The organism is Mesobacillus jeotgali, from assembly GCF_002874535.1.
GTDB classification, from domain to species: domain Bacteria; phylum Bacillota; class Bacilli; order Bacillales; family Cytobacillaceae; genus Mesobacillus; species Mesobacillus jeotgali.
In genome coordinates this window covers 3259486-3285002 of record NZ_CP025025.1, presented here as the reverse complement: position 1 = coordinate 3285002, position 25517 = coordinate 3259486, and the positions used below count along the sequence as shown (strand labels likewise).

The 25517-nt window shown below is 44.2% G+C and carries 22 protein-coding genes, 1 tRNA gene, 1 riboswitch and 1 other annotated feature; of the genes, 22 read left to right on the top strand and 1 reads right to left on the bottom strand.

Features of this window, described 5'->3' with window-relative positions; translation table 11 throughout:
* The first annotated feature begins 13 nt into the window (after nucleotides 1–13).
* The 3 genes from CD004_RS16695 to CD004_RS16680 all read left to right on the top strand — a co-directional run bounded on the left by CD004_RS16695 (nucleotide 14) and on the right by CD004_RS16680 (nucleotide 4923).
* Entirely contained in the window at nucleotides 14–1483 is a 1470-nt protein-coding gene (locus CD004_RS16695; protein WP_102263791.1) for a glycosyltransferase family protein, read from the top strand.
* A gap of 15 nt (nucleotides 1484–1498) precedes the next feature.
* Nucleotides 1499–3271: an excinuclease ABC subunit UvrC gene (gene uvrC / locus CD004_RS16690; protein WP_102263790.1), complete on the top strand. Its 1773-nt coding sequence runs from the start codon at nucleotides 1499–1501 to the stop codon at nucleotides 3269–3271.
* Nucleotides 3272–3340: 69 nt separating this feature from the next.
* Nucleotides 3341–3518, top strand: a riboswitch (Lysine riboswitch).
* Between the two features lie 172 nt (nucleotides 3519–3690).
* Nucleotides 3691–4923, top strand: a complete 1233-nt coding sequence (locus CD004_RS16680) for an aspartate kinase (RefSeq protein ID WP_102263788.1) — start codon at nucleotides 3691–3693, stop codon at nucleotides 4921–4923.
* A gap of 661 nt (nucleotides 4924–5584) precedes the next feature.
* On the opposite strand, the gene CD004_RS16675 is transcribed toward CD004_RS16680, so the two are convergent.
* The gene (locus tag CD004_RS16675) at nucleotides 5585–6037 is read right to left on the bottom strand and encodes a YslB family protein (RefSeq protein WP_102263787.1); all 453 of its coding nucleotides are present in this window, start codon (nucleotides 6035–6037) and stop codon (nucleotides 5585–5587) included.
* A gap of 458 nt (nucleotides 6038–6495) precedes the next feature.
* Between CD004_RS16675 and CD004_RS16670 the strand changes: the two genes are divergently transcribed.
* The 19 genes from CD004_RS16670 to CD004_RS16580 all read left to right on the top strand — a co-directional run bounded on the left by CD004_RS16670 (nucleotide 6496) and on the right by CD004_RS16580 (nucleotide 25494).
* Nucleotides 6496–7104 carry a succinate dehydrogenase cytochrome b558 subunit gene (locus CD004_RS16670; RefSeq protein WP_102263786.1) on the top strand — a complete coding sequence of 203 codons (609 nt, stop codon included), beginning with the start codon at nucleotides 6496–6498 and terminating at the stop codon, nucleotides 7102–7104.
* 85 nt (nucleotides 7105–7189) lie between these two features.
* Entirely contained in the window at nucleotides 7190–8947 is a 1758-nt protein-coding gene (gene sdhA / locus CD004_RS16665; protein WP_102263785.1) for a succinate dehydrogenase flavoprotein subunit, read from the top strand.
* Nucleotides 8948–8953: 6 nt separating this feature from the next.
* On the top strand, nucleotides 8954–9715 hold the full coding sequence (sdhB, locus tag CD004_RS16660) for a succinate dehydrogenase iron-sulfur subunit (protein WP_102263784.1): 762 nt from the start codon (nucleotides 8954–8956) through the stop codon (nucleotides 9713–9715).
* Between the two features lie 118 nt (nucleotides 9716–9833).
* A complete protein-coding gene (locus CD004_RS16655; RefSeq protein WP_102263783.1) occupies nucleotides 9834–10421 on the top strand; it encodes a class D sortase in 588 nt (195 codons plus the stop codon).
* A 219-nt stretch (nucleotides 10422–10640) separates the two neighbouring features.
* Entirely contained in the window at nucleotides 10641–12932 is a 2292-nt protein-coding gene (locus CD004_RS16650; protein ID WP_233434880.1) for a DUF6359 domain-containing protein, read from the top strand.
* 114 nt (nucleotides 12933–13046) lie between these two features.
* The gene (locus tag CD004_RS16645; protein WP_102263782.1) at nucleotides 13047–13514 is read left to right on the top strand and encodes an acyl-CoA thioesterase; all 468 of its coding nucleotides are present in this window, start codon (nucleotides 13047–13049) and stop codon (nucleotides 13512–13514) included.
* A gap of 141 nt (nucleotides 13515–13655) precedes the next feature.
* Nucleotides 13656–13880 (top strand): spore germination transcription factor GerE, encoded by a 225-nt coding sequence (gerE, locus tag CD004_RS16640; protein WP_019154738.1) that lies wholly within the window; start codon nucleotides 13656–13658, stop codon nucleotides 13878–13880.
* 186 nt (nucleotides 13881–14066) lie between these two features.
* Nucleotides 14067–14525, top strand: a complete 459-nt coding sequence (locus CD004_RS16635; RefSeq protein WP_102263781.1) for a MarR family winged helix-turn-helix transcriptional regulator — start codon at nucleotides 14067–14069, stop codon at nucleotides 14523–14525.
* A gap of 10 nt (nucleotides 14526–14535) precedes the next feature.
* Nucleotides 14536–15333: a glutamate racemase gene (gene racE, locus CD004_RS16630; RefSeq protein WP_102263780.1), complete on the top strand. Its 798-nt coding sequence runs from the start codon at nucleotides 14536–14538 to the stop codon at nucleotides 15331–15333.
* 257 nt (nucleotides 15334–15590) lie between these two features.
* The gene (locus CD004_RS16625) at nucleotides 15591–16661 is read left to right on the top strand and encodes a GerMN domain-containing protein (RefSeq protein ID WP_102263779.1); all 1071 of its coding nucleotides are present in this window, start codon (nucleotides 15591–15593) and stop codon (nucleotides 16659–16661) included.
* A gap of 290 nt (nucleotides 16662–16951) precedes the next feature.
* Nucleotides 16952–17707 carry a ribonuclease PH gene (rph, locus tag CD004_RS16620; protein ID WP_102263778.1) on the top strand — a complete coding sequence of 252 codons (756 nt, stop codon included), beginning with the start codon at nucleotides 16952–16954 and terminating at the stop codon, nucleotides 17705–17707.
* Between the two features lie 14 nt (nucleotides 17708–17721).
* The gene (locus CD004_RS16615; protein WP_102263777.1) at nucleotides 17722–18327 is read left to right on the top strand and encodes an XTP/dITP diphosphatase; all 606 of its coding nucleotides are present in this window, start codon (nucleotides 17722–17724) and stop codon (nucleotides 18325–18327) included.
* On the top strand, nucleotides 18320–18844 hold the full coding sequence (locus CD004_RS16610) for a metallophosphoesterase (protein WP_102263776.1): 525 nt from the start codon (nucleotides 18320–18322) through the stop codon (nucleotides 18842–18844). The genes CD004_RS16615 and CD004_RS16610 overlap by 8 nt, the downstream gene beginning before the upstream one ends.
* Before the next feature lie 122 nt (nucleotides 18845–18966).
* Nucleotides 18967–19043 (top strand) — tRNA-Arg (locus CD004_RS16605).
* Nucleotides 19044–19419: 376 nt separating this feature from the next.
* The gene (gene ilvE / locus CD004_RS16600; RefSeq protein WP_102263775.1) at nucleotides 19420–20322 is read left to right on the top strand and encodes a branched-chain-amino-acid transaminase; all 903 of its coding nucleotides are present in this window, start codon (nucleotides 19420–19422) and stop codon (nucleotides 20320–20322) included.
* 33 nt (nucleotides 20323–20355) lie between these two features.
* Nucleotides 20356–20610: a binding site (T-box leader), on the top strand.
* A 77-nt stretch (nucleotides 20611–20687) separates the two neighbouring features.
* A complete protein-coding gene (gene ilvB / locus CD004_RS16595; RefSeq protein WP_102263774.1) occupies nucleotides 20688–22397 on the top strand; it encodes an acetolactate synthase large subunit in 1710 nt (569 codons plus the stop codon).
* A complete protein-coding gene (ilvN, locus tag CD004_RS16590) occupies nucleotides 22394–22909 on the top strand; it encodes an acetolactate synthase small subunit (protein WP_102263773.1) in 516 nt (171 codons plus the stop codon). The genes ilvB and ilvN overlap by 4 nt, the downstream gene beginning before the upstream one ends.
* A 37-nt stretch (nucleotides 22910–22946) precedes the next feature.
* A complete protein-coding gene (gene ilvC, locus CD004_RS16585; RefSeq protein ID WP_102263772.1) occupies nucleotides 22947–23969 on the top strand; it encodes a ketol-acid reductoisomerase in 1023 nt (340 codons plus the stop codon).
* Nucleotides 23956–25494, top strand: coding sequence for a 2-isopropylmalate synthase (locus CD004_RS16580; protein WP_102263771.1), 1539 nt, complete (start codon nucleotides 23956–23958; stop codon nucleotides 25492–25494). Before ilvC ends, CD004_RS16580 begins: the two co-directional genes overlap by 14 nt.
* Nucleotides 25495–25517: the final 23 nt, after the last annotated feature.

Sequence of the window (25517 nt, the reverse complement as noted above, 5' to 3'; positions counted from 1 at the left end):
TGGAAGTTAGTTGGTGGAAATGATGAATTTTAAAAAAATGAACAGATTAATCATTCTTGGACTGAGTTCGCTTGCGGTTCTTTACATTTTTACAATCCAGTTGATTTCACTTAATCCATTCGTAGCCTCCTGGGACCAAGTTGACTATACCCTGGCAATGGACAGGTATGACCTACGAGCGATGCAGCCGCATTTTCCCGGCTATCCATACTTTATTTTTGGTGGCATGTTGGTCAATTTTTTGGCAGATACCCCAAATCAGGCATTGGTTTTATTTAATGTGTTGGTTTATGGCAGCTCGATTTTGCCTGTATATTTACTCGCAAAAAGATATGTTACCAGCGTAAGTGCTTTTCTTGTCGCGGCTGCAATATATACTGCCAGTTATCCGCTGATCATTGTGAACCAGCCAATGTCAGAGGGTGCCGCGCTTGCTGCTTTTTGGTGGTATTTCTGGAGCATTAAAGCCGCAGAGTCCAGGCCAGCTGACAAATGGATGCTGCTTCCACTGTTTTTATTCAGTGTCCTATTGGGGATCAGGCTGAGCTATATTCCGATGGCAATCGGCCTTGTATACCTTTTATATAGAAAATGGGCAAAAAGGGAGATCGGCCTGGGCGGTGTGGTCAAATATGTGGTCATCGCAGGATTGTTCCAGTTAATCTGGGTTGGAGGACTAGTCATATCTGAAGGTGGGCTTGTTAACTTCCTTGAGCTTGCTTTTGGATTTACTAGAGGGCATTTTCAGGAATGGGGAGGCACTTCGGTATCCAATGAACTTTCCATTTGGGCAAGGATGAAAGCATTCTTCTTTACCAACATTTTATGGTGGGGAATCTTTTCACGAACAACTGTTTTGATGGTATTATGTATAGTTATCGGCATCTTAATTTTTTTGCCAGCATCGAAAAGTAAAGTTTATAAGGAATGCAGCTATCATTTGGGTGTATTGCTGCTGTTCGCATATGCTGTTTGGGCACTTTTCGCCCAGAATATTGAAAAGCCGAGGCATATACTGCCGCTCGCGCTATTGCTCTTGTTTGTTGGTCTGACTGTCTTTTTTAAAAAAAGGGCAGGGGTGTATGCCAGCCTTTTGGTAGTCACCATTATCATTGCCCAGGCAATGATTTCTGCAAGTTATATTAAAAAACAGGCTGCAATCGAACCAGCAGTCTATCAGCTTGCACACTATCTGGAGGAGCAGCCAGAGGAATTCGTTCTTTATACTTGGGAAGAAACAAGAGTTTTGCAGTTTATTAAAATGCCTTATCCGCATAAACGAATCTACACCTATAAGATTTTCCTTCACGATCAGAGGTTATATAAAGGCAAGACGATTTATTTAACGAACAGTGTTGTGGACGGCTTCCGTTCCCAGGGCTTTGATCCTGGAGGGAGACTAGAGAAGGTAGAAACATTTACGTCAGCTGAAATTTTTGACCCAGTCTATCATAAGATTATTCTATATAAATGGACACCGTAACAGGAGGTGAACGGCATGAATGAGCAGATCAGAAATAAGCTAGCGCTTCTCCCTGCGCAGCCAGGTTGTTATTTAATGAAGGACAGGCAAGGGACCATTATTTACGTTGGGAAAGCGAAGGTATTGAAGAACAGGGTGCGCTCTTATTTTACAGGGTCGCATGACGGAAAAACGCTGCGTCTAGTTAATGAAATCGAGGATTTTGAGTATATCGTCACCTCCTCCGATATGGAAGCACTGCTTCTTGAAATCAACCTGATCAAGAAATATGACCCAAAATATAATATCATGCTCAAGGATGATAAATCATATCCGTTCATCAAGCTGACTGCAGAACGGCATCCAAAGCTGATCATTACGAGAAAAGTAAAGAAGGACAGCGGCAAATATTTTGGGCCGTATCCAAATGTACAGGCGGCGAATGAGACGAAAAAGCTGCTGGACAGGATTTATCCGCTCCGGAAGTGTTCTACTCTGCCTGACCGTGTCTGCCTTTATTATCATATGGGGCAGTGTCTTGCTCCCTGTGTCAAGGACGTAAGCAAGGAAGAGTATAAGCGTATGACTGATGAGATCACTCGTTTCCTTAACGGCGGCTATAAAGAAATCAAGGAAGATTTGACGGTAAAAATGGCTGCGGCTGCCGAGGAACTGGATTTTGAGCGGGCGAAGGAATTTCGCGATAAGATTGCCCATATCGAGGCAACAATGGAAAAGCAGAAGATGACTACGACAGACTTCACCGACCGGGATGTGTTTGGCTATGCTGTCGACAAGGGATGGATGTGTGTTCAGGTATTCTTTATCCGTCAGGGAAAATTGATTGAACGAGAGGTTTCGATGTTCCCGATCCACAATGAACCTGAAGAAGATATCCTCACATACCTGGGCCAATTTTACTCAAAAAATGAGCATTTCAAGCCGAAGGAAGTATTGGTTCCTGAGGGCGTCGACCTTGAACTAGCAGAGGGCCTGCTTGAAGTGAAAGTGCTAAAACCGCAGCGTGGTAAGAAGAAGGAGCTTGTCCACCTGGCCTCAAAGAATGCGGGCATTGCCCTGAAAGAAAAATTTTCATTAATCGAGCGCGATGAGGAACGGACCATAAAGGCTGTTGAAAATCTTGGCCAGCAAATGGGCATTTACACTCCTCACCGTATTGAGTCTTTCGATAACTCCAATATCCAAGGAACAGATCCGGTATCAGCGATGATTGTCTTTATCGACGGCAAGCCGGAAAAAAGAGAGTATCGCAAATACAAGATTAAATCCGTCAAGGGACCGGATGACTATGAATCGATGAGGGAAGTCGTAAGGCGTAGATATACACGTGTCCTGAAAGAGGGATTGCCGCTTCCAGATTTGATTATCATCGATGGCGGAAAAGGTCATATCGAGTCTGCACGTGATGTGATTGAGAATGAACTTGGGCTGGATATTCCAATTGCCGGCCTGGCCAAGGATGACAAGCACAGGACCTCCCAGCTGCTGTATGGTAACCCGCTGCAGGTAATCGAACTGCCGCGAAACAGCCAGGAATTTTACCTGTTGCAAAGAATCCAGGATGAAGTCCACCGGTTCGCGATTACCTTCCATCGCCAGTTAAGGGGCAAAAGTGCGTTTCAATCACTGCTTGATGATATCCCGGGCATTGGCGAAAAGCGCAAGAAGGCTCTGTTGAAGCATTTCGGCTCGGTGAAAAAAATGAGGGAAGCCTCTTTGGAAGAGCTGAATGCTGCAGGACTCCCAGCTAATGTTGCGGAGGAACTATATCAGAAATTACAGAATTAATGTAGCATTCTATTTTTAGGTGTGCTATAATGATAAAAATTTCATATAGCTATCACTTTAGAGCATTAAAGTGAAGATAGAGGTGCGAACTTCAAGAGTAAAAGTCAGGAGAATTGTAGGATTCATTGATGGACTTTGAAAGGGGATGTTCGCCGAAGTGGGGAAATGCCTATCGGTTTTCTCGCTGGTCCTTCGTTAAATAAACGCTGGATTGTCAAGATTGCCATCTTGGAGTGCTATCTCATGTTGCAGCGTATATACACGTTTATCAAGCAATGGGAGCCACTTCCATTGCTTTTTCTGTTTTTAAGGGCAATTTTTTTACAGATATGTAGAAGGCCTTTGGGGAAAATACATATGCGGCGTAGCCATGAAACTCTATTAGAGGCAAAATAAGAATAAAGAGGCAGGGGAAACGTATGGGATTGATTGTACAGAAATTCGGTGGAACATCAGTGGGAAGCGTCGAAAGGATCAGGAACGCAGCAAGCAGGACAGCGGAGGAACTGCAGAACGGCAACAATGTGGTCGTAGTCGTATCTGCAATGGGCAAAACGACGGACCACCTTGTCGATATGGCGAATGATATTTCAAGCGCGCCATCTAAAAGAGAGATGGATATGCTGCTGACAACAGGTGAACAAATTACGATTGCGCTTTTTTCAATGGCATTGGCGCAGAATGGCATCGATGCCGTTTCCTATACAGGCTGGCAGGCTGGAATCAAAACAGAAGCTGTCCACGGAAACGCCAGGATTGTCGATATCGAAACGGACAGAATTGCCAAGGACTTAGAAACTGGCAAGGTGGTCATTGTCGCCGGATTCCAGGGTGTTACGGATGACGGGGAAATCACGACTCTTGGCCGCGGTGGGTCAGATACAACAGCAGTAGCACTTGCGGCGGCGTTGAAGGCGGATAAATGCGATATCTACACAGATGTGACTGGCGTGTTTACGACCGATCCAAGATATGTGAAAAGCGCAAGGAAACTGCTGAGTGTTTCATATGATGAAATGTTGGAGTTGGCAAATCTCGGGGCAGGTGTGCTCCATCCGCGGGCGGTTGAATTTGCGAAAAACTATGGATTGCCACTTGAAGTAAGATCCAGCATGGAAAAAGAAAGAGGCACGATCATCGAGGAGGAGAATGAAATGGAACAGAATCTAATCGTACGCGGAGTAGCGTTTGAAGACCAAATCACGAGAGTATCAGTTCTTGGAGTAAGCACTTCACTAAAAGGACTTTCTACTATATTCACAACCCTTGCACAGAACCACATCAATGTCGACATTATCGTCCAAAGCCGTACTGAAGCAGGGTTAGCCAATATTTCGTTCTCCATCAAGAGCAACGACCTCCCGGAGGCACTGGACGTATTGGAACGCAATAAAGAAGCATTAAATTATCAAGCGGTCGAATCAGAAACCGGCCTTGCAAAGGTGTCGATTGTAGGTTCAGGAATGGTTTCAAATCCAGGAGTAGCTGCCAAAATGTTTGAAGTCCTTGAAGGACACGGTATCCAGGTGAAGATGGTAAGCACATCCGAAATCAAAGTTTCTACCGTAGTCGATGAAAAACAAATGGTAAACGCAGTAGAATCATTGCATGAAGCATTTGAGCTATACTCCGAAGCTGTTAAGACGAATTAAGGGAGAATGGTAAAAGCTTTCCTGGTGTGCCGCCAGGAAAGCTTTTTGTTCACAAGCTGGCAGAAGGTGAGTGTGGGCTGCTTGTGACATAATCAGGATGAAATGGAGGACAACATCTAATTTCATCGATATGTGTCAGTGAGAGTGAAAAGCGGAAACTGACGGAAAAAAGTGCCCGGTTTAAAGTGAAGAGAGAGAAACGGGGAACATAAAAGGGAAAAAAGTGCCCGGTTTAAAGTGAAGAGAGAGAAACGGGGAACATAAAAGGGAAAAAAGTGCCCGGTTTATGGTGAAGAGAGAGAAACGGGGAACATAAAAGGGAAAAAAGTGCCCGGTTTAGGGTAAAGAGAGAGAAACCGGGAACATAAAAGGGAAGAAAGTGCCCGGTTTAGGGTAAAGAGAGAGAAACCGGGAACATAAAAGGGAAGAAAGTGCCCGGTTTAGGGTGAAGAGAAAGAAACGGGGAACAATAAAAGAATATTTGCCTGTAACACGGCAAATTCTACGGTTTCAGTTGTATACAAATAGGCTATTACTATGAAAAATAGGTTGCTAAATTTCGGACATAATAAAAGGTTACTGCGCCAGGAAGAAATTCAGGCGCAGTAACCCAGGATATCAAATGAAAATTGATCTTCGGTTAAAGAGGTTTCTTTTTACATCATTCTATCAAATCATTCTTATCCCATTTGATCGTGAACAGGATTTTTGATGACTTTTTATTGGGGTGTTCGAAGGCTTCGGCTGTTACTTTTTTCTGTTGTTCCATTTGTTGGGCGATGAAGCCTGCTTCTAGCTGGAATGTGGTTTTTTGGTAATTTTTCAGTCGGGAGGAAATTAGCTCGCTGCCAAGTTCAAGCACCATTTCTCTTCGGGCTTCTTCTTTGATGGTAAGTGTGCCCCAGCCGGCATCCTGGAAAAAGCGGATGGTTTCGTCAAGGGTTGCTAATGGAAACTTTCGGGCAAGGCGTTTTCCGGCCCAATATAGGATTTCTGGCGTATCTTTGCCGAGCAATTCCGGCAGAAGGACTTCCCTGATCAAATCGTATCCAAACGCAGGGACAGCCAGTGGCTCGCTATCAGTTTTTTGCTCAGAAGTAGTTATTTCGCTCATGTTCTCCCCCTCTTTCTATCACTCTATTATAAACAATTTGCCACGAAAACATTAAATTAAAAAGTTGTTAAATTTTGCTTGGCATAAGAAATTCTATAAAATTTTTCCATGTTTATACCATACCCGAAACTTTGGTTACCAAAAATTATTGTGCCGGGAAATTTTAATCAGCTGTGTCCAATAGGCAATAGTATTATTTTAATATACTCTTTAACGCGTTGAAATAATTAGAAAGTGGTATTTTTACAATATCAATATATTTTAAAAATTTTATTTATATAAGCATTTTTATGTATCCGTTTTCTTGACGCTCTATTATGATGGGAGTAAAATGAACATGTCACATAATTGTAAGAAATGCTTATTTTTTTGATGTTGGGTTGAATCAATCTGTTAGGTTAATAGGGATGGGGAGACAATCCTGAACATCACGGCCAAATTTCAAGGGGGGTATACATATGGCAGGTAGACAAGAGTTTTATTGGCGGAGGCTGCATTCTTTGCTGGGTGTCATTCCAGTAGGTCTTTTCCTTATGCAGCACCTTGTAGTCAACCATTTTGCTACAGGGGGAGAAGAATCATTCAATAACGCAGCACATTTTATGGAGCAGTTGCCTTTCAGGTATTTTCTAGAAATTTTCATTATCTTCTTACCATTATTATTCCATGCAATCTACGGTCTTTATATTGCTTTTACGGCTAAAAACAATATAGGCCAATACAGCCATTTCAGGAACTGGATGTTCATGCTTCAGCGTGTGTCTGGTGTCATCACATTGATTTTCGTGGCATGGCATGTATGGGAAACTCGTATTGCTGCAGCATTTGGTGCAGACGTTAACTTCCAGATGATGGAGACGATTCTTTCATCTCCATTCATGCTTTGGTTTTATTTAATTGGTGTCATCTCAACTACTTTCCACTTTGCGAACGGATTATGGTCATTCTTCGTAAGCTGGGGAATCACTGTAACACCACGTTCACAAGTGATTTCCACTTACGTCACTATCGGAGTTTTCATTGCGCTTTCCATCGTAGGTGTCCGCGCAATCCTGGCATTCGTATAAGAACTTTTCTAGGACTATACGCTGAAAAAGATTTACTTTTGATCGGATATGAAAGACAGACATGGATTTAAGGGAGTGAGTCACGATGAGTAAAGGTAAGGTGATCGTAGTCGGCGGCGGTTTAGCTGGCTTAATGGCTACAATAAAAGTTGCAGAAACAGGAACGCCTGTTGAACTGTTTTCTCTTGTGCCGGTAAAACGTTCCCACTCTGTATGTGCACAGGGCGGAATCAACGGTGCAGTAAATACTAAAGGTGAAGGTGACTCTCCATGGGAGCACTTTGATGATACAGTATACGGCGGTGACTTCCTTGCCAACCAGCCTCCGGTTAAGGCTATGGCTGAAGCAGCGCCTGGCATCATCCACCTTCTTGACCGTATGGGAGTTATGTTCAACCGTACGCCGGAAGGTTTGCTTGATTTCCGCCGCTTTGGTGGTACTCAGCACCACCGTACAGCATTTGCTGGTGCAACAACTGGGCAGCAGCTTCTATACGCTTTGGATGAGCAGGTACGCCGCCATGAAGTGGCTGGATTGGTCACAAAGTACGAAGGATGGGAATTCCTTGGTATAATCAAGGACGAAGAAGGTGTGTGCCGCGGAGTCGTAGCACAGAACCTGACTTCAATGGAAATCAAATCGTTTGCTGCTGATGCCGTCATCATGGCAACTGGTGGCCCTGGTATCATTTTCGGTAAGACAACGAACTCAGTTATCAATACTGGTTCAGCTGCTGCGATCGTTTACCAGCAGGGAGGATATTACGCTAACGGTGAATTCATCCAGATTCACCCAACAGCAATCCCAGGAGATGACAAACTCCGCCTGATGAGTGAATCTGCCCGCGGTGAAGGTGGACGAGTTTGGACTTATAAGGATGGCAAGCCATGGTACTTCCTTGAAGAGAAGTATCCCGCATATGGAAATCTTGTTCCTCGTGACATCGCTACACGTGAAATCTTCGATGTGTGCGTAAGCCAAAAGCTTGGCATCAACGGCGAGAACATGGTTTATCTTGACCTTTCACATAAGGATCCTAAAGAGCTTGATATCAAGCTTGGCGGTATCATTGAAATCTATGAGAAATTCATGGGTGATGACCCAAGAAAAGTTCCTATGAAGATATTCCCTGCAGTTCACTATTCTATGGGCGGACTATGGGTTGACTATGATCAAATGACAAATATTCCAGGCCTGTTTGCTGCAGGTGAGGTTGATTATTCACAGCACGGTGCGAACCGTCTTGGCGCTAACTCACTATTGTCTGCAATCTATGGCGGTATGGTAGCTGGACCAAATGCTATCCGTTATATCAACGGTATTGAAAAGAGCTCAGATGCTATTTCTTCAGCACTATTTGATGATGCTGTCAAGATGGAGCAGGAGAAGTGGGACAATGTCATGTCATTAGATGGAACTGAAAATGCCTATGTCCTTCACAAAGAGCTAGGCGAATGGATGACTGATAATGTAACGGTTGTCCGTTACAATGATAGACTTCTGAAAACAGACGAGAAGATTGTTGAGTTGATGGAGCGTTACAAGAATATCAATATCAACGATACGGCGAAATGGAGCAACCAGGGTGCTGTGTTCACACGCCAGCTTCAAAACATGCTTCAGCTTGCACGTGTTATCACAATCGGTGCATATAACCGTAACGAAAGCCGTGGGGCTCACTATAAACCAGAATTCCCAGATCGTAATGATGAGGACTTCTTGAAAACAACTATGGCGAAGTTTGTTGATGCAAACTCTGCGCCAGCTTTCCACTATGAAGAAGTTGATACTTCATTAATCCAACCGCGTAAGCGCGATTACTCTAAGAAGAAGGGGGAGTAATAAGGCATGTCAGAGAATAAAACTGTTACTTTTGTAATCAGCCGTCAGGATACTCCTGATTCAGCCCCTTATGATGAAACGTTTGTATTGGATTATCGTCCAAATATGAACGTCATTTCGGCACTGATGGAAATCCGACGTAACCCTGTGAACTCAAAAGGTGAAGCCACGACTCCAATTGCTTGGGATATGAACTGTCTTGAAGAGGTTTGTGGTGCGTGTTCAATGGTCATCAATGGCCGCCCTCGCCAGTCATGTTCTGCGCTGGTTGACCAGCTGGAGCAGCCAATCAGGCTTGAGCCGATGAGAACATTCCCGGTTGTCCGTGACCTTCAGGTTGACCGAAGCCGCATGTTCGATTCTTTGAAGCGTGTTAAAGCATGGGTTCCAATCGATGGCACTTACGATCTTGGACCTGGTCCACGTATGCCAGAGAAAAAGCGTCAGTGGGCGTATGAACTTTCCAAATGTATGACTTGCGGTGTCTGCCTGGAGGCTTGCCCTAACGTAAACGACAAGTCAGACTTCATCGGGCCACAGCCATTATCACAGGTTCGTCTCTTCAATGCACACCCAACAGGTGCTTTGAACAAAGGCGAGCGTCTTGAAACAATCATGGGAGACGGCGGGCTTGCAAACTGCGGTAACTCACAGAACTGCGTCCAGTCTTGCCCTAAAGGGATTCCATTGACAACTTCAATCGCAGCCTTGAACCGTGATACAACACTGCAGGCATTTAAGAACTTCTTCGGAAGCGATCAGGTATAACATGCAACCTCCTTTTCTTTTGGAAAGGGAGGTTTTTTCATTTCATAGCAAAAATAGTACTTTTTGACAGGGGGGTTCCCTTGGTATACTTTACTAAAGGCATAAATGGGAGCGGTTTATGAAACTTACAAAGATATTGGCGATTGGGATTGTTGTTAGTGGTGTAGTTATCCTGGGAATTGGATTGTTTCAGTTATGGGACATTAAACGACAGGAGCAGATTTCCCTTGAAGCAGCAAAAGAATTGGTCAAGGAAGATAAACCGAAGGCTAAAAAGGAAGAATTCAAGCCTGAGACAGGAGAAGCTTCTGGCTTGCTGTTGATACCAAAAATCAATGCGGAATTGGCAATAGTGGAAGGAACGGATGCTGACGACCTTGAAAAAGGGGTTGGCCACTATGAAGGCTCGTTCTACCCTGAGGAGAACGGACAAATCGTCCTTTCAGGCCATCGTGATACAGTTTTTCGAAAAGCGGGGGACCTGGAGTTGGGTGATCACCTGACGATGAAAATGCCTTATGGTGATTATACATACGAGATAACCGGCACGAAAATTGTCAGTGCAGATGATACCAGTATCATTACACTCCAGAATTCTGAAGAAGAGCTCGTATTGACAACATGCTATCCTTTCAGCTATGTAGGTGATGCCCCCGACCGATATATTATTTATGCAAAAAGGACATCGGATGATCATTTAAAATAAAATACTATGAAAAATGAGCCAGGACCAATAGTCCTGGCTTACTTTCTTTTTGTCTAGTAAATAAGTTTGCTTCTTTAGAAAACGCTTTCATACTATAGATTCATTTTTCAGTATTTAACAAAAAACTTACATTCGCTTCATGAAAACGCTTATTTAACCATGTTATATTTCTCTTGACGGAAGACTATAAATTCCGACAAAATTTGAGGAGGAATATATGTGGGGAATCTAAAGCGTAAAACTTTTTCCTGGCTGACAGCAGTTATTTTACTAGTAAGCTATGTGATACCGTTTTCTGGTCAAGCATCCGCTGAAACCGTTATGACTGTCCAGCAGGCAATTGAGAATAATAGTGGAACTGGTACCGTTGAGGGTTACATAGTAGGGCATGCAAGGGGCACTAATTCATATGACTATGAAGCTCCATTTGGGGATGATTATAATTTTCTGTTGGCTGATACTGCTGGAGAAACCGATCCTGCTAAATTATTGCCGGTACAAATTAAATCTACTTATAGAAGTGAATTTGGCTTAAAGACTAATCCTGATATTGTTGGCAAAAAGGTACGGGTTACAGGTTCCCTTGAAGCCTATTTCACTGTTCCCGGCCTTAAATCTCCTACTTCAATGCAGTTTGCTGACGGCAGCGGCGGAGAGCCAGGTGAACCTGGTGAACCAGAGCCACCGGCAGTAATTGGCTTGAAGATCCATGATATTCAGGGTGAAGGCCATGCTTCTCCATATAAGGATCAGCAGGTAGCTCAAGTTGCTGGTATTGTCACAAAAGTTGAAGGAAATAACGCTTTCTTCATGCAGGATCCTGAAGAGGATGGCAATCCCAATACATCTGAAGCTATCTATGTATATAAAAGGGCTCATGGTCTTACTGAAGGGGATCAAGTTGAAGTCGATGGCCTTGTGAAGGAATGGGTACTCGATGGTTACAGTGAAAAGCTGCAAACTGACCTTGCAATGACTGAAATCAATGCCACTGAAGTGACAAAACTTGCTTCAGGCGTCGAGCTTCCTGAACCGGTTGTCATTGGTCAAGACCGCATGGCACCAACCCAGGTAATCGATAATGACCAATTTGGTGTATTTGATCCTGCGGAGGATGGCATCGATTTTTATGAAAGCCTTGAAGGAATGCGAATCGGAGTAGAAAGCCCACAGGTAATTGGACCTCAAAAGTATGGCGAAGTACCGGTCATCGCCAATAAGGTGGAAGGGAAAGTATACAGTCCGCAAGGCGGAATCCTGCTGACTGAGGAAAGCTCTAACCCTGAAAGAATGTTCCTGGTTATCGATCGTGATTATGTAGCAAAAGCAGGTGACTATTTTAACGGTCTGGTTACAGGTGTTGTAAGCTACGGTTATTCAAATTTTAAAATCCTTGTTGACCAGGAAACTCTTCCTGATTTAATTGAAAGTGACTTGAGCGAGGATATTGTCGCTTTCGAACAAAAAGAAAATAAACTGACTATCGCCAGTTATAATATTGAAAACTTTTCAGCTGAAACGAGTGCTGCAAAGACAGCAAGAATTGCAGATTCAATTATCAATAATTTAAAAACACCCGATATTATTGGCCTTGTAGAGGTCCAGGATAATGATGGCCAGACTGCGAGCGGATCTGCTGACGCATCACATAGCTATCAAACTTTGATCGATGAAATTGTCGCACAAGGCGGACCGGTGTACAGCTGGACAGACATTGCTCCGGAATATAACCAGGATGGTGGTGCGCCTGGAGGCAACATCCGGGTTGGCTACTTATTTAATCCTGAACGCGTTCAGCTTAAAGAAGCTCCGAAAGGAACAGCAACGGACGCTGTAGATTATGAAAATGGGGATCTTACCTTGAATCCAGGAAGAATTGATCCACAGAACCCTATTTTTGAAGATACTAGAAAGCCATTGGCTGCAGAGTTTGTATTCAAAGGGCAGGAAGTAATTGTCATTGCGAATCACTTTAACTCAAAGGGTGGAGATGATCCTTTATTCGGGGTTACCCAGCCACCTGTACTTGATAGCGAGGTACAAAGAATTGAGATTGCAAAATTGCTAAATGAATTCATTGCAGGTATACATGCAGAAGATTCAAAGGCAAATGTTGTTGTCCTGGGCGATTTGAATGACTTCGAATTTTCCAAGCCAATTGAGGTTCTTGAAAACGGCCAATTGACTAACATGGTTGAGACTTTGCCAGAAGGCGAGAGGTTCACTTACAACTATCAGGGGAATTCACAGGTGTTGGATCATATCCTTGTATCTAATCATCTCGCTGATCAAACAGAGGCTGATATCATCAATATCAACTCCTTGTATATGGAAGAGCATGGACGGGCAAGTGACCATGATCCTGTAATGGTGCAAATTCATTTGAATAATGGGCAGAGGCAGTGTCCCGATTCAAATGGCAACGGACCAGAAAAGCAGCATGTAGATAACGGAAAGCATTTAGGGCACGATAAAAAAGGTAAAGCATGTGGTTATGACAAGGCTAGCTGAATCTAAAGGGGGATTGGAAATTTCCAATCCCTCTTTTTTTGTTCCCAAAAAGACTAAAAATATTTATAATAAAGAAAAGAATGAATGTTCATTCATTTTACGGGAGGTTTCAACATGAAAAAGATTGAGTACATTAATGAAATTGTAAGCTGGGAAGCGGAGTTTGAATTCTTTTATCAGGTGAAGGTACGGTTTTCGGAAACAGATATGTTCGGGCATTTAAATAACACTGTCCCTTTTACATATTTCGAACAGGCAAGGATTGAGTATTTTAAGAGCCAGGGGTTTATGCAGGATTGGGTCAAACCAGAGAATGAGACGATTCCGGTCGTTGCCGATCTGCAGTGTGATTATTTAAGCCAGATCTTTTTTGATGAGGACCTGAAAATCTATGTAAAAGCCAATTTAATTGGAAATTCCTCAGTGGATCTTCACTATATGGTCAAAAAAGCGGACGGCTCGATATGCCTGACTGGAAGGGGAACGATCGTTCAAATTTCCAAGAATACAGGCAAGGGAGTATCCTGGACAGAGGATATGAGAAATTTGTTTTCAGAAAGCAAGAAATCCGTCGTTAATTAAGTTTTGTGTTAATTAATAAAAATTGGCATGAAGTCCATTAAATATTGTCACTACAATTCTTTCCTTCACATATGATATTTTGACTAAATTTATACCCACCCCGCAGTTCACAGCTGGCGAAGGCAAGGAGGGTTACAATACTTGAAGGAAAATGAATATACTCACAAGCCATTACTCACTAAACGCGAAAGAGAAGTTTTCGAACTGTTAGTACAAGACAAAACAACAAAAGAGATCGCTAGTGAATTATTTATCAGCGAAAAAACGGTTCGGAACCATATTTCAAACGCCATGCAAAAGCTTGGTGTAAAGGGGCGTTCCCAAGCTGTTGTAGAGCTCCTGCGTATGGGAGAGCTAGAACTTTAATCAAGACCGGCCAACCTCGATGGGGGGCCGGTTAAGATGTTTAAAGGGGTAAAACAGGCACGAATCGGAATTCTGTCTTGAAATTTGCTCGAAAAAAGTAGAAAATAAGGACAATAGTAAAAATCAATTCTGCTTGGATAACAAGTTTTATGGATAAATGAAATAGATTTTTAGGAGTTGTTACGGATGAATCTTGAAGGGGTAGAAAAAAATCAGGGACTGGAGACGGTTGCTGATATTGAAAAGGATCTGCGGTACATATCTGGCATCATAAAGCAGAAGGGACGTGAACTCCTCAGCAACTACACAATTACTCCTCCCCAGTTCATTGCCCTGCAATGGCTATTTGAAGATGGGGATATGACTATCGGGGAACTGTCCAATAAAATGTTCCTGGCATGCAGCACCACTACGGATCTTGTTGACAGGATGGAGAAAAATGAACTTGTTGTAAGAGTAAAGGATCCTAATGACAGACGTGTTGTTCGCATCCATCTGCTGGATGAAGGTGAAAGGATCATCGATGAAGTGATCAAGAAACGCCAATTGTACCTTCAAGAGGTATTGAAGGATTTTTCTGGTGAGGAAATATTATCTCTTAAAGAGGGCTTAGGGAAATTACATCAAGAAATGCGTGGAGAATGAGGCGAGTTTTTTGAATCGACCAATCGGAATCATTGATTCAGGAGTAGGCGGGCTAACCGTTGCCAAGGAAGTCATGAGACAGCTTCCATATGAACAGATCATCTATGTCGGAGATACGGCCCGTTGTCCATACGGGCCGCGCCCTGTTGAGGAAGTAAAAAGATTCACCTGGCAAATGACCCATTTTCTCCTGGAAAAGAATATTAAAATGCTTGTCATTGCATGCAACACTGCGACCGCGGTGGTCCTGGAGGAGATACGGAATGAACTCTCAATTCCTGTGTTAGGTGTCATCCAGCCTGGCGCGAGGACAGCAATCAAGGTAACGGACAATTATAAAATTGGCATTATCGGAACGGAAGGCACTGTAAAAAGCCGAGCGTACGAGCATGCACTGAAATCCATCAACCGTAAGACTGCCATTGAGGCACTTGCTTGCCCTAAATTTGTGCCCCTTGTAGAAAGCGGTGAATACGATGGACGGGTTGCAAAAAAAGTGGTCACCGAAACCCTGCAACCATTACTGGGGCAGGGACTCGATACATTGATCCTGGGCTGCACCCACTATCCTTTGCTCGAGCCGCTTATTAAGGAAGTCATGGGTCCTGAGGTCAAGGTGATCAGTTCTGGCGAGGAAACAGCCCGAGAGGTAAGTACGATTCTCGGCCATAACGACATGTTTGCTGACAGGGAAGAGCTTCCGGAGCATTCATATTACATGACAGGGTCCAGAACAATTTTTTCCTCCATAGCATCTCAGTGGCTGGAGAGACCGATTGAAAATGTTGAGAAAATTAAACTAGGGTAATATCGGCTTCCGGAGACGGAGGTCTTTTTTTTGCAGTCTGGATCTAGTTGATTTTTTCAAGAATTAGATTGTCACTTTTTCCAATCAACAGGTTTAGAGACTTTTTGCGGCATGGATTATGAAGAGTTAAGGGATTACAGGATTGTAAAAGCAAAAAAGATACTAAAAGAGTATTATCAAAAATCTTCTCAAAGGCGGTCTAAAATATCCAAAGGCTCGTATACATATTAGTACAAACTGTCTTTGGAGGGATTTATATGTCAAAAAATAAAAAGGCTGTGGTCGTTACAGCTGCTACATTGGCAACTACGGTATTCCTATCTGGCTGTGGACTGTTCGGGGGCGAGGAAAAGAAGAAGATTGATCCTCCCCAGGATGTTACTTTCATGGAAGATGGGGAGGCGCTTGATGAAAATGTTTCTACAGAAACAAATGAGGATGGAAAAGAAGCAGTTGAGACGTCCATTCAGACAGAACTTTATTTGATCGATAAAAATGGATATGTCGTCTCACAGACGATGGGCCTGCCGAAAAAAGAGGGTGTAGCCCAGCAAGCGCTGGAATACCTTGTTGCGAATGGGCCTGTTGAGCAAATGCTTCCAAATGGCTTCAGGGCCGTCCTTCCAGCTGACACACAAATGACAGTGAACATCAAGGACGGAACAGCTACAGTAGACTTTTCAAAAGAATTCGCAACCTATAAAAAAGAGGATGAGAAAAAGATTCTTCAGGCTGTGACATGGACGCTTACACAATTTGATACAGTTGATGAAGTTAAGCTTCAGATGAATGGCACTCCTCTTGAGGCCATGCCTGTAGGAGGCACTCCTATTGGTGGAGAGTTAAGCCGTGCGGATGGCATCAACGTGGATAATTCCGATGTCGTTGATATCACAAATACTAAAGCAGTCACGGTTTATTATATTGGCGGTGAGGAAGGCGCATATTATTATGTTCCTGTAACAAAACGCGTCAGCAATGATGTGAAGGATAACATTACCGCAATTGTGAACGAGCTAGTTGAAGGGCCAGCATATGCATCCAATCTTCTGTCGGATTTCCAGTCGGGAGTGAAGCTCCTTGACGCACCTAAGTTTGAGGATGGAAAGGTAACATTGAACTTCAATGAATCGATTTACGGCAGCTTTGAAGAAAAAATGGTATCTGAACACCTGCTGAATTCGCTTGTACTGTCCCTGACAGAACAGAATGGTGTTGAGAGTGTGGCACTTACTGTGAATGGGAAGGCAGATGTGCTGACAGAAACCGGAGAAAAACTGGCCGAGCCGGTTACAAGGCCTGAAAAAGTAAACACAGGTAGTTTTTAATAGCCAGATTTTGATATACTAAATAAAGACATTCAAAGAGGCAGGCCTATTTCCTGCCTCTTATTTATGGTTAAGGAATTTATAAAGTTATTGGGTTATGGATAACTCAATAAAGTTTTCTTAATCCAGCTCCAGCGCCTAGCCCCTCGAGTCGCTTCGGTCCGCCCAATGAAGTCAAAGAACGACTTCACTGGCCGGCCCTCCAGCGCTTGTCGGGGCTGAACGAGGCGCTTGCGCTTTTTGTTTCAGGCAGGCTGTCTGCCTTTTATCATGCAAAGGAGGGCTTTTAAATGCGATTTGATGGGCGTGAACCCTTGCAATTAAGACCAATACATATTGAAACTGATTACCTGAAACATCCTGAAGGCTCTGTGCTGATCTCTGTTGGAGATACGAAGGTAATATGCACTGCCAGCATCGAGGACCGCGTTCCTCCATTCATGAGAGGCGAAGGAAAAGGATGGATTACGGCAGAATACTCTATGCTTCCACGCGCTACTGAACAGAGGAATATTCGTGAGGCGGCAAAAGGAAAGATTACCGGAAGGACGATGGAAATCCAGCGTTTGATCGGCAGAGCGCTGCGCGCAGTCGTGAATCTTGAGGCTATAGGCGAGCGTACTGTATGGGTCGATTGTGATGTAATCCAGGCAGATGGCGGCACGCGTACTGCGTCAATCACCGGAGCTTTTGTTGCGATGGCTATGGCGCTTGAGAAGCTGAGCAGGCAAAAGAAGCTGTCTGCTTTCCCTGTGACAGACTTTCTTGCTGCGACGAGTGTTGGTATCTTGAAGAATGGCGAGGCTGTTGTTGATTTGAACTACGTCGAGGATTCTGCTGCCAATGTCGACATGAATGTTGTCATGACTGGCAATGGAGAATTCGTTGAACTGCAGGGTACTGGAGAAGAAGCTACTTTTTCATACAATCAGCTGCAGGAGCTCTTAAAGGCAGCACAAGATGGAATAACGGAACTCTTCGAAAAACAGAAGGAAGCACTTGGGGAAGAATTGGCTGCCAAGATACAGGGAGCAAAACAGAGATAGGAGAGATCTCAAAGATGGAATCAGTCATAATCGCGACAAAAAACATAGGAAAAGCAAAGGAATTCGAAAAGCTTTTTTTGCCAAAAGGGTTGGCGGTAAAAACATTGCTCGATTATCCAGAAATTGAAGATGTAGAAGAAACAGGGACAACTTTTGAGGAGAACGCTATCTTAAAAGCTGAAACAATCGCTAATAATCTTGGAGTCAGAGTAATTGCAGATGATTCCGGTCTCGAAATTGACGCACTGGAAGGCCGACCAGGTGTCTATTCGGCACGATACGCAGGTTCTGAAAAAAATGATGAAAACAACATCGACAAAGTTCTCGAGGAACTTCAAGGTGTGCCAGAAAGTGAGCGCACCGCAAGATTTTGCTGCGCTCTTGCAATGGCAGAGCCAGGCAAGGAGACTTTGACTGTATTCGGTACATGTGAAGGAAGTATCCTGAATGAAAGACGCGGCACCAATGGTTTTGGCTATGATCCAATTTTCTTTGTAGAAACAAAGGGGAAAACTATGGCTGAATTGGCATCAGACGAAAAAAACAAGATCAGCCACCGGGCCAATGCGATCAGAAAATTGGATGATCTTCTTAAAGAGCGAGAGGAACGCCATGAGTAGGGTGCTGGTCGTCAGTGACAGCCACGGGTCAACAGAGGTGCTAGAGGGAATTGAGAAGCTGCATGGCAATGATGTGGACTTGATGATCCACTGCGGTGACTCAGAGCTTTCTGAAAATGATGCTGCTATTGTGAATTTCCGTTCGGTGAAGGGGAATTGCGATTTTTATGGCAGCTTTCCTGATGATGAAATCCATGTGATAAACGGCGTGAAAATTTTCGTGACACATGGGCATCTATACTCAGTGAAGTCTACTCTCGTAAATTTATACTATAAGGCGAAAGAACTGCAGGCTGATATCGTATGCTTTGGGCATTCACATTTGCTAGGAGCAGAAATGGTTGATGATGTACTGTTTATCAATCCCGGAAGCATCAGACTTCCACGCGGCAGAATTGAAAAGAGCTATGCCATCCTTGAGCTGGAAAACGATAAAGCAATATTGCGGATCTATGACTATGGCAATGGTGAGATGATTGAGTTAAGGCAGGAGTTTTCACTTCACAAAACGAGTTGAAACTACTATAATGATTTTCTGAGGGGAGTCAGCAGGTTCCCCTCAGAAAAAAAAGTTATGATTTATTATTGACATTTAGTTGTTTGGCTAATATAATAAATCTTGTCTTTAAAAAACACCAAGTCCCAGTAGCTCAGTTGGATAGAGCATACGCCTTCTAAGCGTACGGTCGGGAGTTCGAATCTCTCCTGGGACGCCATTTAAACTACATACCTTAACTCACCTTTTTGAAAGGTGAGTTTTTTTTATGTTTATGCTTATCTATTTTCCACTCTTGAGATTGAGGACAAATCTGGAGATCAAACAAAAAATTTCATTTTTTATAAATGTGAATATATCAACAATGTAAGCGTATACAAATTAACTAACTAATCTAAATTATCAAATAATTTAGAAAAAGGGTGTTGACGAGTGTGAAAATTGGGCGTAAGATAATCCTCAAATAAAAAAAACAAGTTGAATGCATCTCAAGTGAACCAGGGTTTTATATTAATTTCTTGATAATGTAAAACTGTATTTTTTTAACCTGTGAATTTAATAATTTAAAGCGTCTATTCGTTAAAGGAGTGTTTATTGTGCCCGATCAATGGATCTACTTAAACGGTGAATTTGTCACCAAGGAAAATGCTAAGGTTTCGGTATATGATCATGGATTTCTATACGGAGACGGTATTTTTGAAGGGATACGGGTATACAGCGGCAATATTTTCAGGATGGAAGAACATATGGACCGGCTTTACCGCTCAGCTAAGTCCATCATGCTGAACATGCCACACTCTAAGGAGGAGTTCACCAATCTGGTTGTTGAAACGGTGGAACGGAATCAATTGAGAGATGCTTATATCCGCATTGTCGTTTCGAGAGGCGTTGGGGATCTTGGACTTGATCCTTACAAATGTCCAAACGCGAACGTGGTGATCATTGTAGAGCCACTGGCAATTTTCCCAAAAGAATTGTATGAAAGCGGCCTGGAGATTGTAACTGTCGCGACAAGGAGAAATCGTCCAGATGTGTTGAGTCCAAAAGTAAAATCACTGAATTATTTAAATAATGTCCTGGTAAAAATCGAAGCGCATCTGGCAAATGTAAGTGAGGCGCTCATGCTCAATGATCAGGGATATGTTGCTGAAGGTTCAGCGGATAATATTTTTATCGTCAGGGGAAATGAATTCCTCACACCGCCAGGATATGTTGGAGCACTTGAAGGTATCACCAGGAATGCGGTAATTGAAATCGCGAAAAATCTTGGGTATGAGGTCAAGGAGGAACCGTTTACCCGCCATGATGTCTACACAGCCGATGAAGTATTCCTTACCGGGACAGCAGCAGAAGTAATCGCAGTTGTTAAAGTGGATGGAAGAGTCATCGGTGATGGAGTACCAGGTCAGCATACCCAGAACATCCTGCGTGAGTTCAGGGCAAGAGTTGTTGCAGATGGAATCCAGGTCTATCCGGAAAAAGCCCATCAAGTCAGTTAATGATAACTGCGAAGTACAGTCTAATTAAATATAGATAAAGCGAAGACAGGGACAAGTAATTTATTGCGATCAGCATGCACAGAGAGCCGGGGTTGCTGGAAACCGGTGATGCCCGTGATAAGTGAACTCACCCTGGAGCGCCAGTTTGAAAGGAAACCTAGTAAAACTGGCCGAGTGCATGGCACTTGTTATCAAAACCGGCAGCATTCGCTGTCACGAGTGCACGCATCATGCGTGAATAAGGGTGGTACCGTGGAAAAAGGAGATAAAGCCTATTCCATCCCTTTGCCTGGCAAGGTTCAGGCATATGGAGATGGATAGGCTTTTTTATTTTGAAAAAATACTCACTATGGGAGGTTCGATAAATGGAAGCTGCCTTGAAGGAAACAAAGGCTAAAACAAGTGAAGCAAGCGGAGCTGATTTACTGCTTAAGGCGCTGGAAAAGGAAAATGTCGAAGTCATTTTTGGCTACCCAGGAGGCGCTGTCCTTCCGATTTACGACAAACTCTATGATTCTAAAATTCTTCATGTGCTGCCAAGGCATGAACAGGGAGGGATTCATGCAGCGGAAGGATATGCGAGGATCAGCGGAAAACCGGGCGTTGTAATTGCTACATCTGGACCGGGAGCGACCAATATCATCACCGGCATTGCAGACGCGATGATGGACTCGTTGCCGCTGGTTGTCATCACGGGCCAGGTCGCGACAGGGGTGATTGGCACTGATGCCTTCCAGGAAGCTGACATTCTTGGAATCACCACTCCTATCACGAAGTACAACTATCAGGTCAGGGATATTAAAGACATCCCGCGGATTATCAAGGAAGCATTTTATATTGCGACAAGCGGAAGGCCTGGGCCAGTTGTCATCGATTTCCCAAAGGATCTGGCAGCGGGTGTATCGGCAGAGCCGGCTGAGGAGGAAATCCACCTTCCTGGTTACCAGCCGACTACGGAGCCGAATTTCCTTCAGGTAAGAAAACTGTCCGAAGCAGTAAGCAGGGCAAAAAGGCCAGTCATTCTCGCTGGGGCAGGTGTCCTCCATGCGAAAGCGTCGAGCCTGCTAAAAGAATACGCAGAACAGCAGAACCTTCATGTTGTCCACACATTATTGGGGTTGGGGGGCTTTCCGGCGAAGCATGAACTGTTCCTTGGAATGGCTGGGATGCATGGCTGTTATACAGCGAACATGGCGCTTTACAATTGTGACCTGCTGATCAATATAGGAGCACGATTTGATGACCGGCTGACCGGTAACCTGAAGCATTTCGCTCCAAAAGCAATGGTTGCCCATATCGATATCGACCCAGCTGAAATCGGTAAAAATGTACCAACACAAATTCCGGTTGTTGGTGATGCAGGAGAGGCTTTAAGACAGCTGCTCAGGCTGGGAGGCAGTCCGCCTCTACAGGAAGAATGGACTGGAACACTCACAGCCTGGAAGACGGATAATCCATATCATTACGAAAGCAGTGACGTGCTAAAACCGCAAAAAGTAATGGAACTCCTTTATGAAAAAACGGCGGGCGAAGCGATTGTCGTTACCGATGTCGGCCAGCATCAAATGTGGGCAGCACAATATTATCAGCTCCAGCACGCTGATCGATGGGTGACCTCAGGAGGGTTAGGGACAATGGGATTTGGGCTTCCGGCAAGCATTGGAGCCCAGCTGGCAGATCCAACAGCATGTGTTGTGGCCGTTCTCGGAGATGGTGGGTTCCAGATGTCAACGCAGGAGCTGGCGGTCATTGCTGAATTTCAGCTGCCGATCAAGATAGCGATTTTTAATAACAAAGCGCTTGGAATGGTTAGACAATGGCAGGAAATTTTTTATAAAGAAAGATATTCCCACAGTAAAAACCCGGTTCAGCCTTCTTTTGTAAAACTGGCTGAGGCCTATGGGATCAAAGGGTTTGAAATCAACTCCGAAGCAGAAGCACATTTGGTGCTGAATGAGGTCTTGCATGACAAAGAACCGGTACTGCTCGATTTCAGAGTCGATGGTGCAGAAAATGTCTATCCGATGATTGCGCCTGGAAAAGGAATCCACGAGATGGTGGGAGTGAAGAAATGAAAAGAATCATAACGATGACGGTCTTGAACCGGCCGGGAGTACTTAACAGGATCACGAATTTATTTTCGAAGAGGAACTACAATATTGAAAGCATTTCGGTAGGCCTGACCGAGCAAGAGGGAGTGTCGCGCATTACCTGTGTTGTCCATGTGGAGAATGACGGGATGGTCGAACAAATCACGAAACAGCTTAATAAACAGATTGATGTCCTTAAGGTGGCGGATATAAGTGACCAGGCGATTGTTGCCCGGGAGCTTGTTCTCATGAAGGTTCCTGTCCTTCCACATAACAGGGCAGAGATTTATTCGATCATTGAACCATTCCGGGCATCGGTGATTGACGTCAGCAAGGATAGCATCATCATCCAATTGACAGGCGAAACGGAAAAAATCGAGGCGTTTATCGATTTGATTAAACCATATGGAATCAGAGAATTGGCTCGTACCGGAACGACTGCATTCCCAAGGGGGAACCAGCGAACCGGCCAGCAAAAATCTTTTTCATTTGTCTAATATAAACTAAATTTCCATTCAGAAAGGGAGAGAGAATATGGCGAAAATGTATTATAACGGAGATGCGAATGAGGCTTATTTTAACGGAAAGAGAGTGGCGGTTGTTGGGTACGGCTCACAGGGTCATGCACATGCGCAGAATCTCCGAGACAGTGGGGTTGAGGTTGTCGTTGGTTTAAGGCATGGGAAGTCATGGGAGAAAGCGGAGCAGGATGGCTTTGAGGTTAAAAACGTTGCAGAAGCTGTGGCGACTTCAGATGTAGTCATGATTCTTTTGCCTGATGAGCGACAGACCGCTGTGTACAAAAAAGAGATTGAACCACAGCTGACAGGCCAGGCGCTAATGTTCGCCCACGGCTTTAACGTTCACTTTAACCAGATTGTACCGCCGGAAAGCTGTGATGTCTTGCTTGTCGCACCAAAGGGTCCTGGGCATTTGGTCAGAAGGACTTATCAAGAAGGAGCGGGGGTGCCAGCACTGTTCGCAATCCACCAGGATGTGTCGGGGAGTGCAAGGGAACTTGCGCTGGCATACGCGAAAGCAATCGGTGCTTTGAGAGCGGGAGCACTTGAAACAACTTTTAAAGAAGAAACCGAAACGGATCTATTCGGAGAGCAGGCAGTGTTATGTGGCGGGTTGACTTCGCTCGTGAAAGCAGGCTTTGAAACACTCGTCGAAGCAGGATATCAGCCGGAACTGGCTTATTTCGAAACGATGCATGAACTGAAGCTGATCGTTGATTTGATGTATGAAGGCGGACTCGAAGGAATGCGCTATTCGATTTCTGATACAGCTCAATGGGGCGATTTTGTCAGTGGGCCGAGGGTGGTAAATGACCAGGTTAAAGCGGAAATGAAAAGAGTTCTGAAGGATATCCAGGAAGGAACTTTCGCAAAAGGATGGATTGAGGAAAATGAGGCGGGCAGACCGGTCTTTAATAGCATCAATGAAAAAGAAAACACCCACCAGATTGAAGAGGTGGGAAGAGAACTGAGAAAGATGATGCCGTTTGTCAACAAACAAAAGCAGAGAGAAGTGGCTGCCAGTGCGAAGAATTAACATTTTTGATACGACTCTGCGGGATGGGGAGCAGTCGGCCGGGGTCAATCTTAATTTTTCCGAAAAGCTGGAGATTGCCAGGCAATTGGAGAGGTTGAATGTTGACATAATTGAAGCGGGATTTCCTGCCGCATCTAAAGGGGACTTTGCTTCAGTAGCCGAAATTGCACGACAGATTAAAGGTTGTTCGGTTACAGGGCTGGCAAGATCGGTTGTAACAGATATCGACGCAGCATGGGAGGCATTGAAACATGGCTCAGAGCCAAGGCTTCACCTGTTCATCGCCACGTCGCCGATCCACAGGATCCACAAACTGAAGCAGACAAAAGCTGAGGTCATCGAAACGGCAGTAAGAACCGTGAAGTATGCGGCCGCCAAGTTTCCGGTCATTCAATGGTCAGCCGAGGATGCCTGCCGCACGGAGCTTGATTTCCTTGCTGAAATCGTGGAAGAGGTGATCAAAGCCGGGGCAAAGGTCATCAATATTCCTGACACTGTCGGTTATATTTCACCTCAAGAGTATGGACAAATTTTTACTTACTTACAAGAGCATGTTCCTTCTATTAGTAAGGTCGACCTTTCAGCACATTGTCATGATGACCTTGGAATGTCCATTGCCAATTCACTTGCAGCAGTATCTGCAGGCGCAACACAGGTTGAAGGAACGATCAATGGGATCGGTGAAAGGGCAGGAAACGCAGCGCTGGAGGAATTTGCTGTTGCACTTCATATTCGCAAAGATTTTTACCAGGCGGAAACGGGTTTGAACCTTAAGGAGATTAGCAGAACGAGCAGTCTTGTAAGCAAGTTGACAGGAATGGCGGTGCCGGCCAATAAAGCAGTGGTCGGAAGGAATGCTTTTGCCCATGAATCGGGAATCCACCAGGATGGCGTCTTGAAAGAAAAAACTACCTACGAAATCATTTCACCGGAACTTGTTGGGCTGCAGAATAACTCGATGGTTCTTGGAAAGCATTCTGGTCGCCACGCATTCCGCAACAGGCTGAATGAAATCGGGCTGACCGTGCCTGATCAGGATATCAATAAGTTGTTTTCCGTTTTCAAGGAACTTGCAGACAGGAAAAAGGAAATGACGGATGATGACCTCGTGGCTATCATCCTCGAAGAGAAGCTGTCAAAAGAACAGCAATACTATCGTCTTGATTCCATTCAGGTCCAGTATGGGACCAACCAGGTTCCTACCGCGACAGTCACCCTGTATGGCTGTCAAAATGAAAAGATCCAGGAAGCGTCCACAGGTTCTGGCAGTATTGAAGCTTTATATAATACGCTTGAAAATTGCATGAAAGAAAAGGCCAGCTTGCTAGATTACAGAATTCAATCTGTTGGAGCCGGCAGGGATGCCCTGGCCCAGGTATATGTAAAGCTGGATTTTGGCGGCGTCGAGACGAGTGGAAGAGGGCTTGCTCAGGATGTCCTTGAGGCTTCAGCAAAAGCCTACCTAAATGCAGTCAATAGAGTTCTATATATGGAAGAAACGAAGAAAGTCGCAGTTAGCGGTTAAAAAAATATCATTAAGAAATCGGA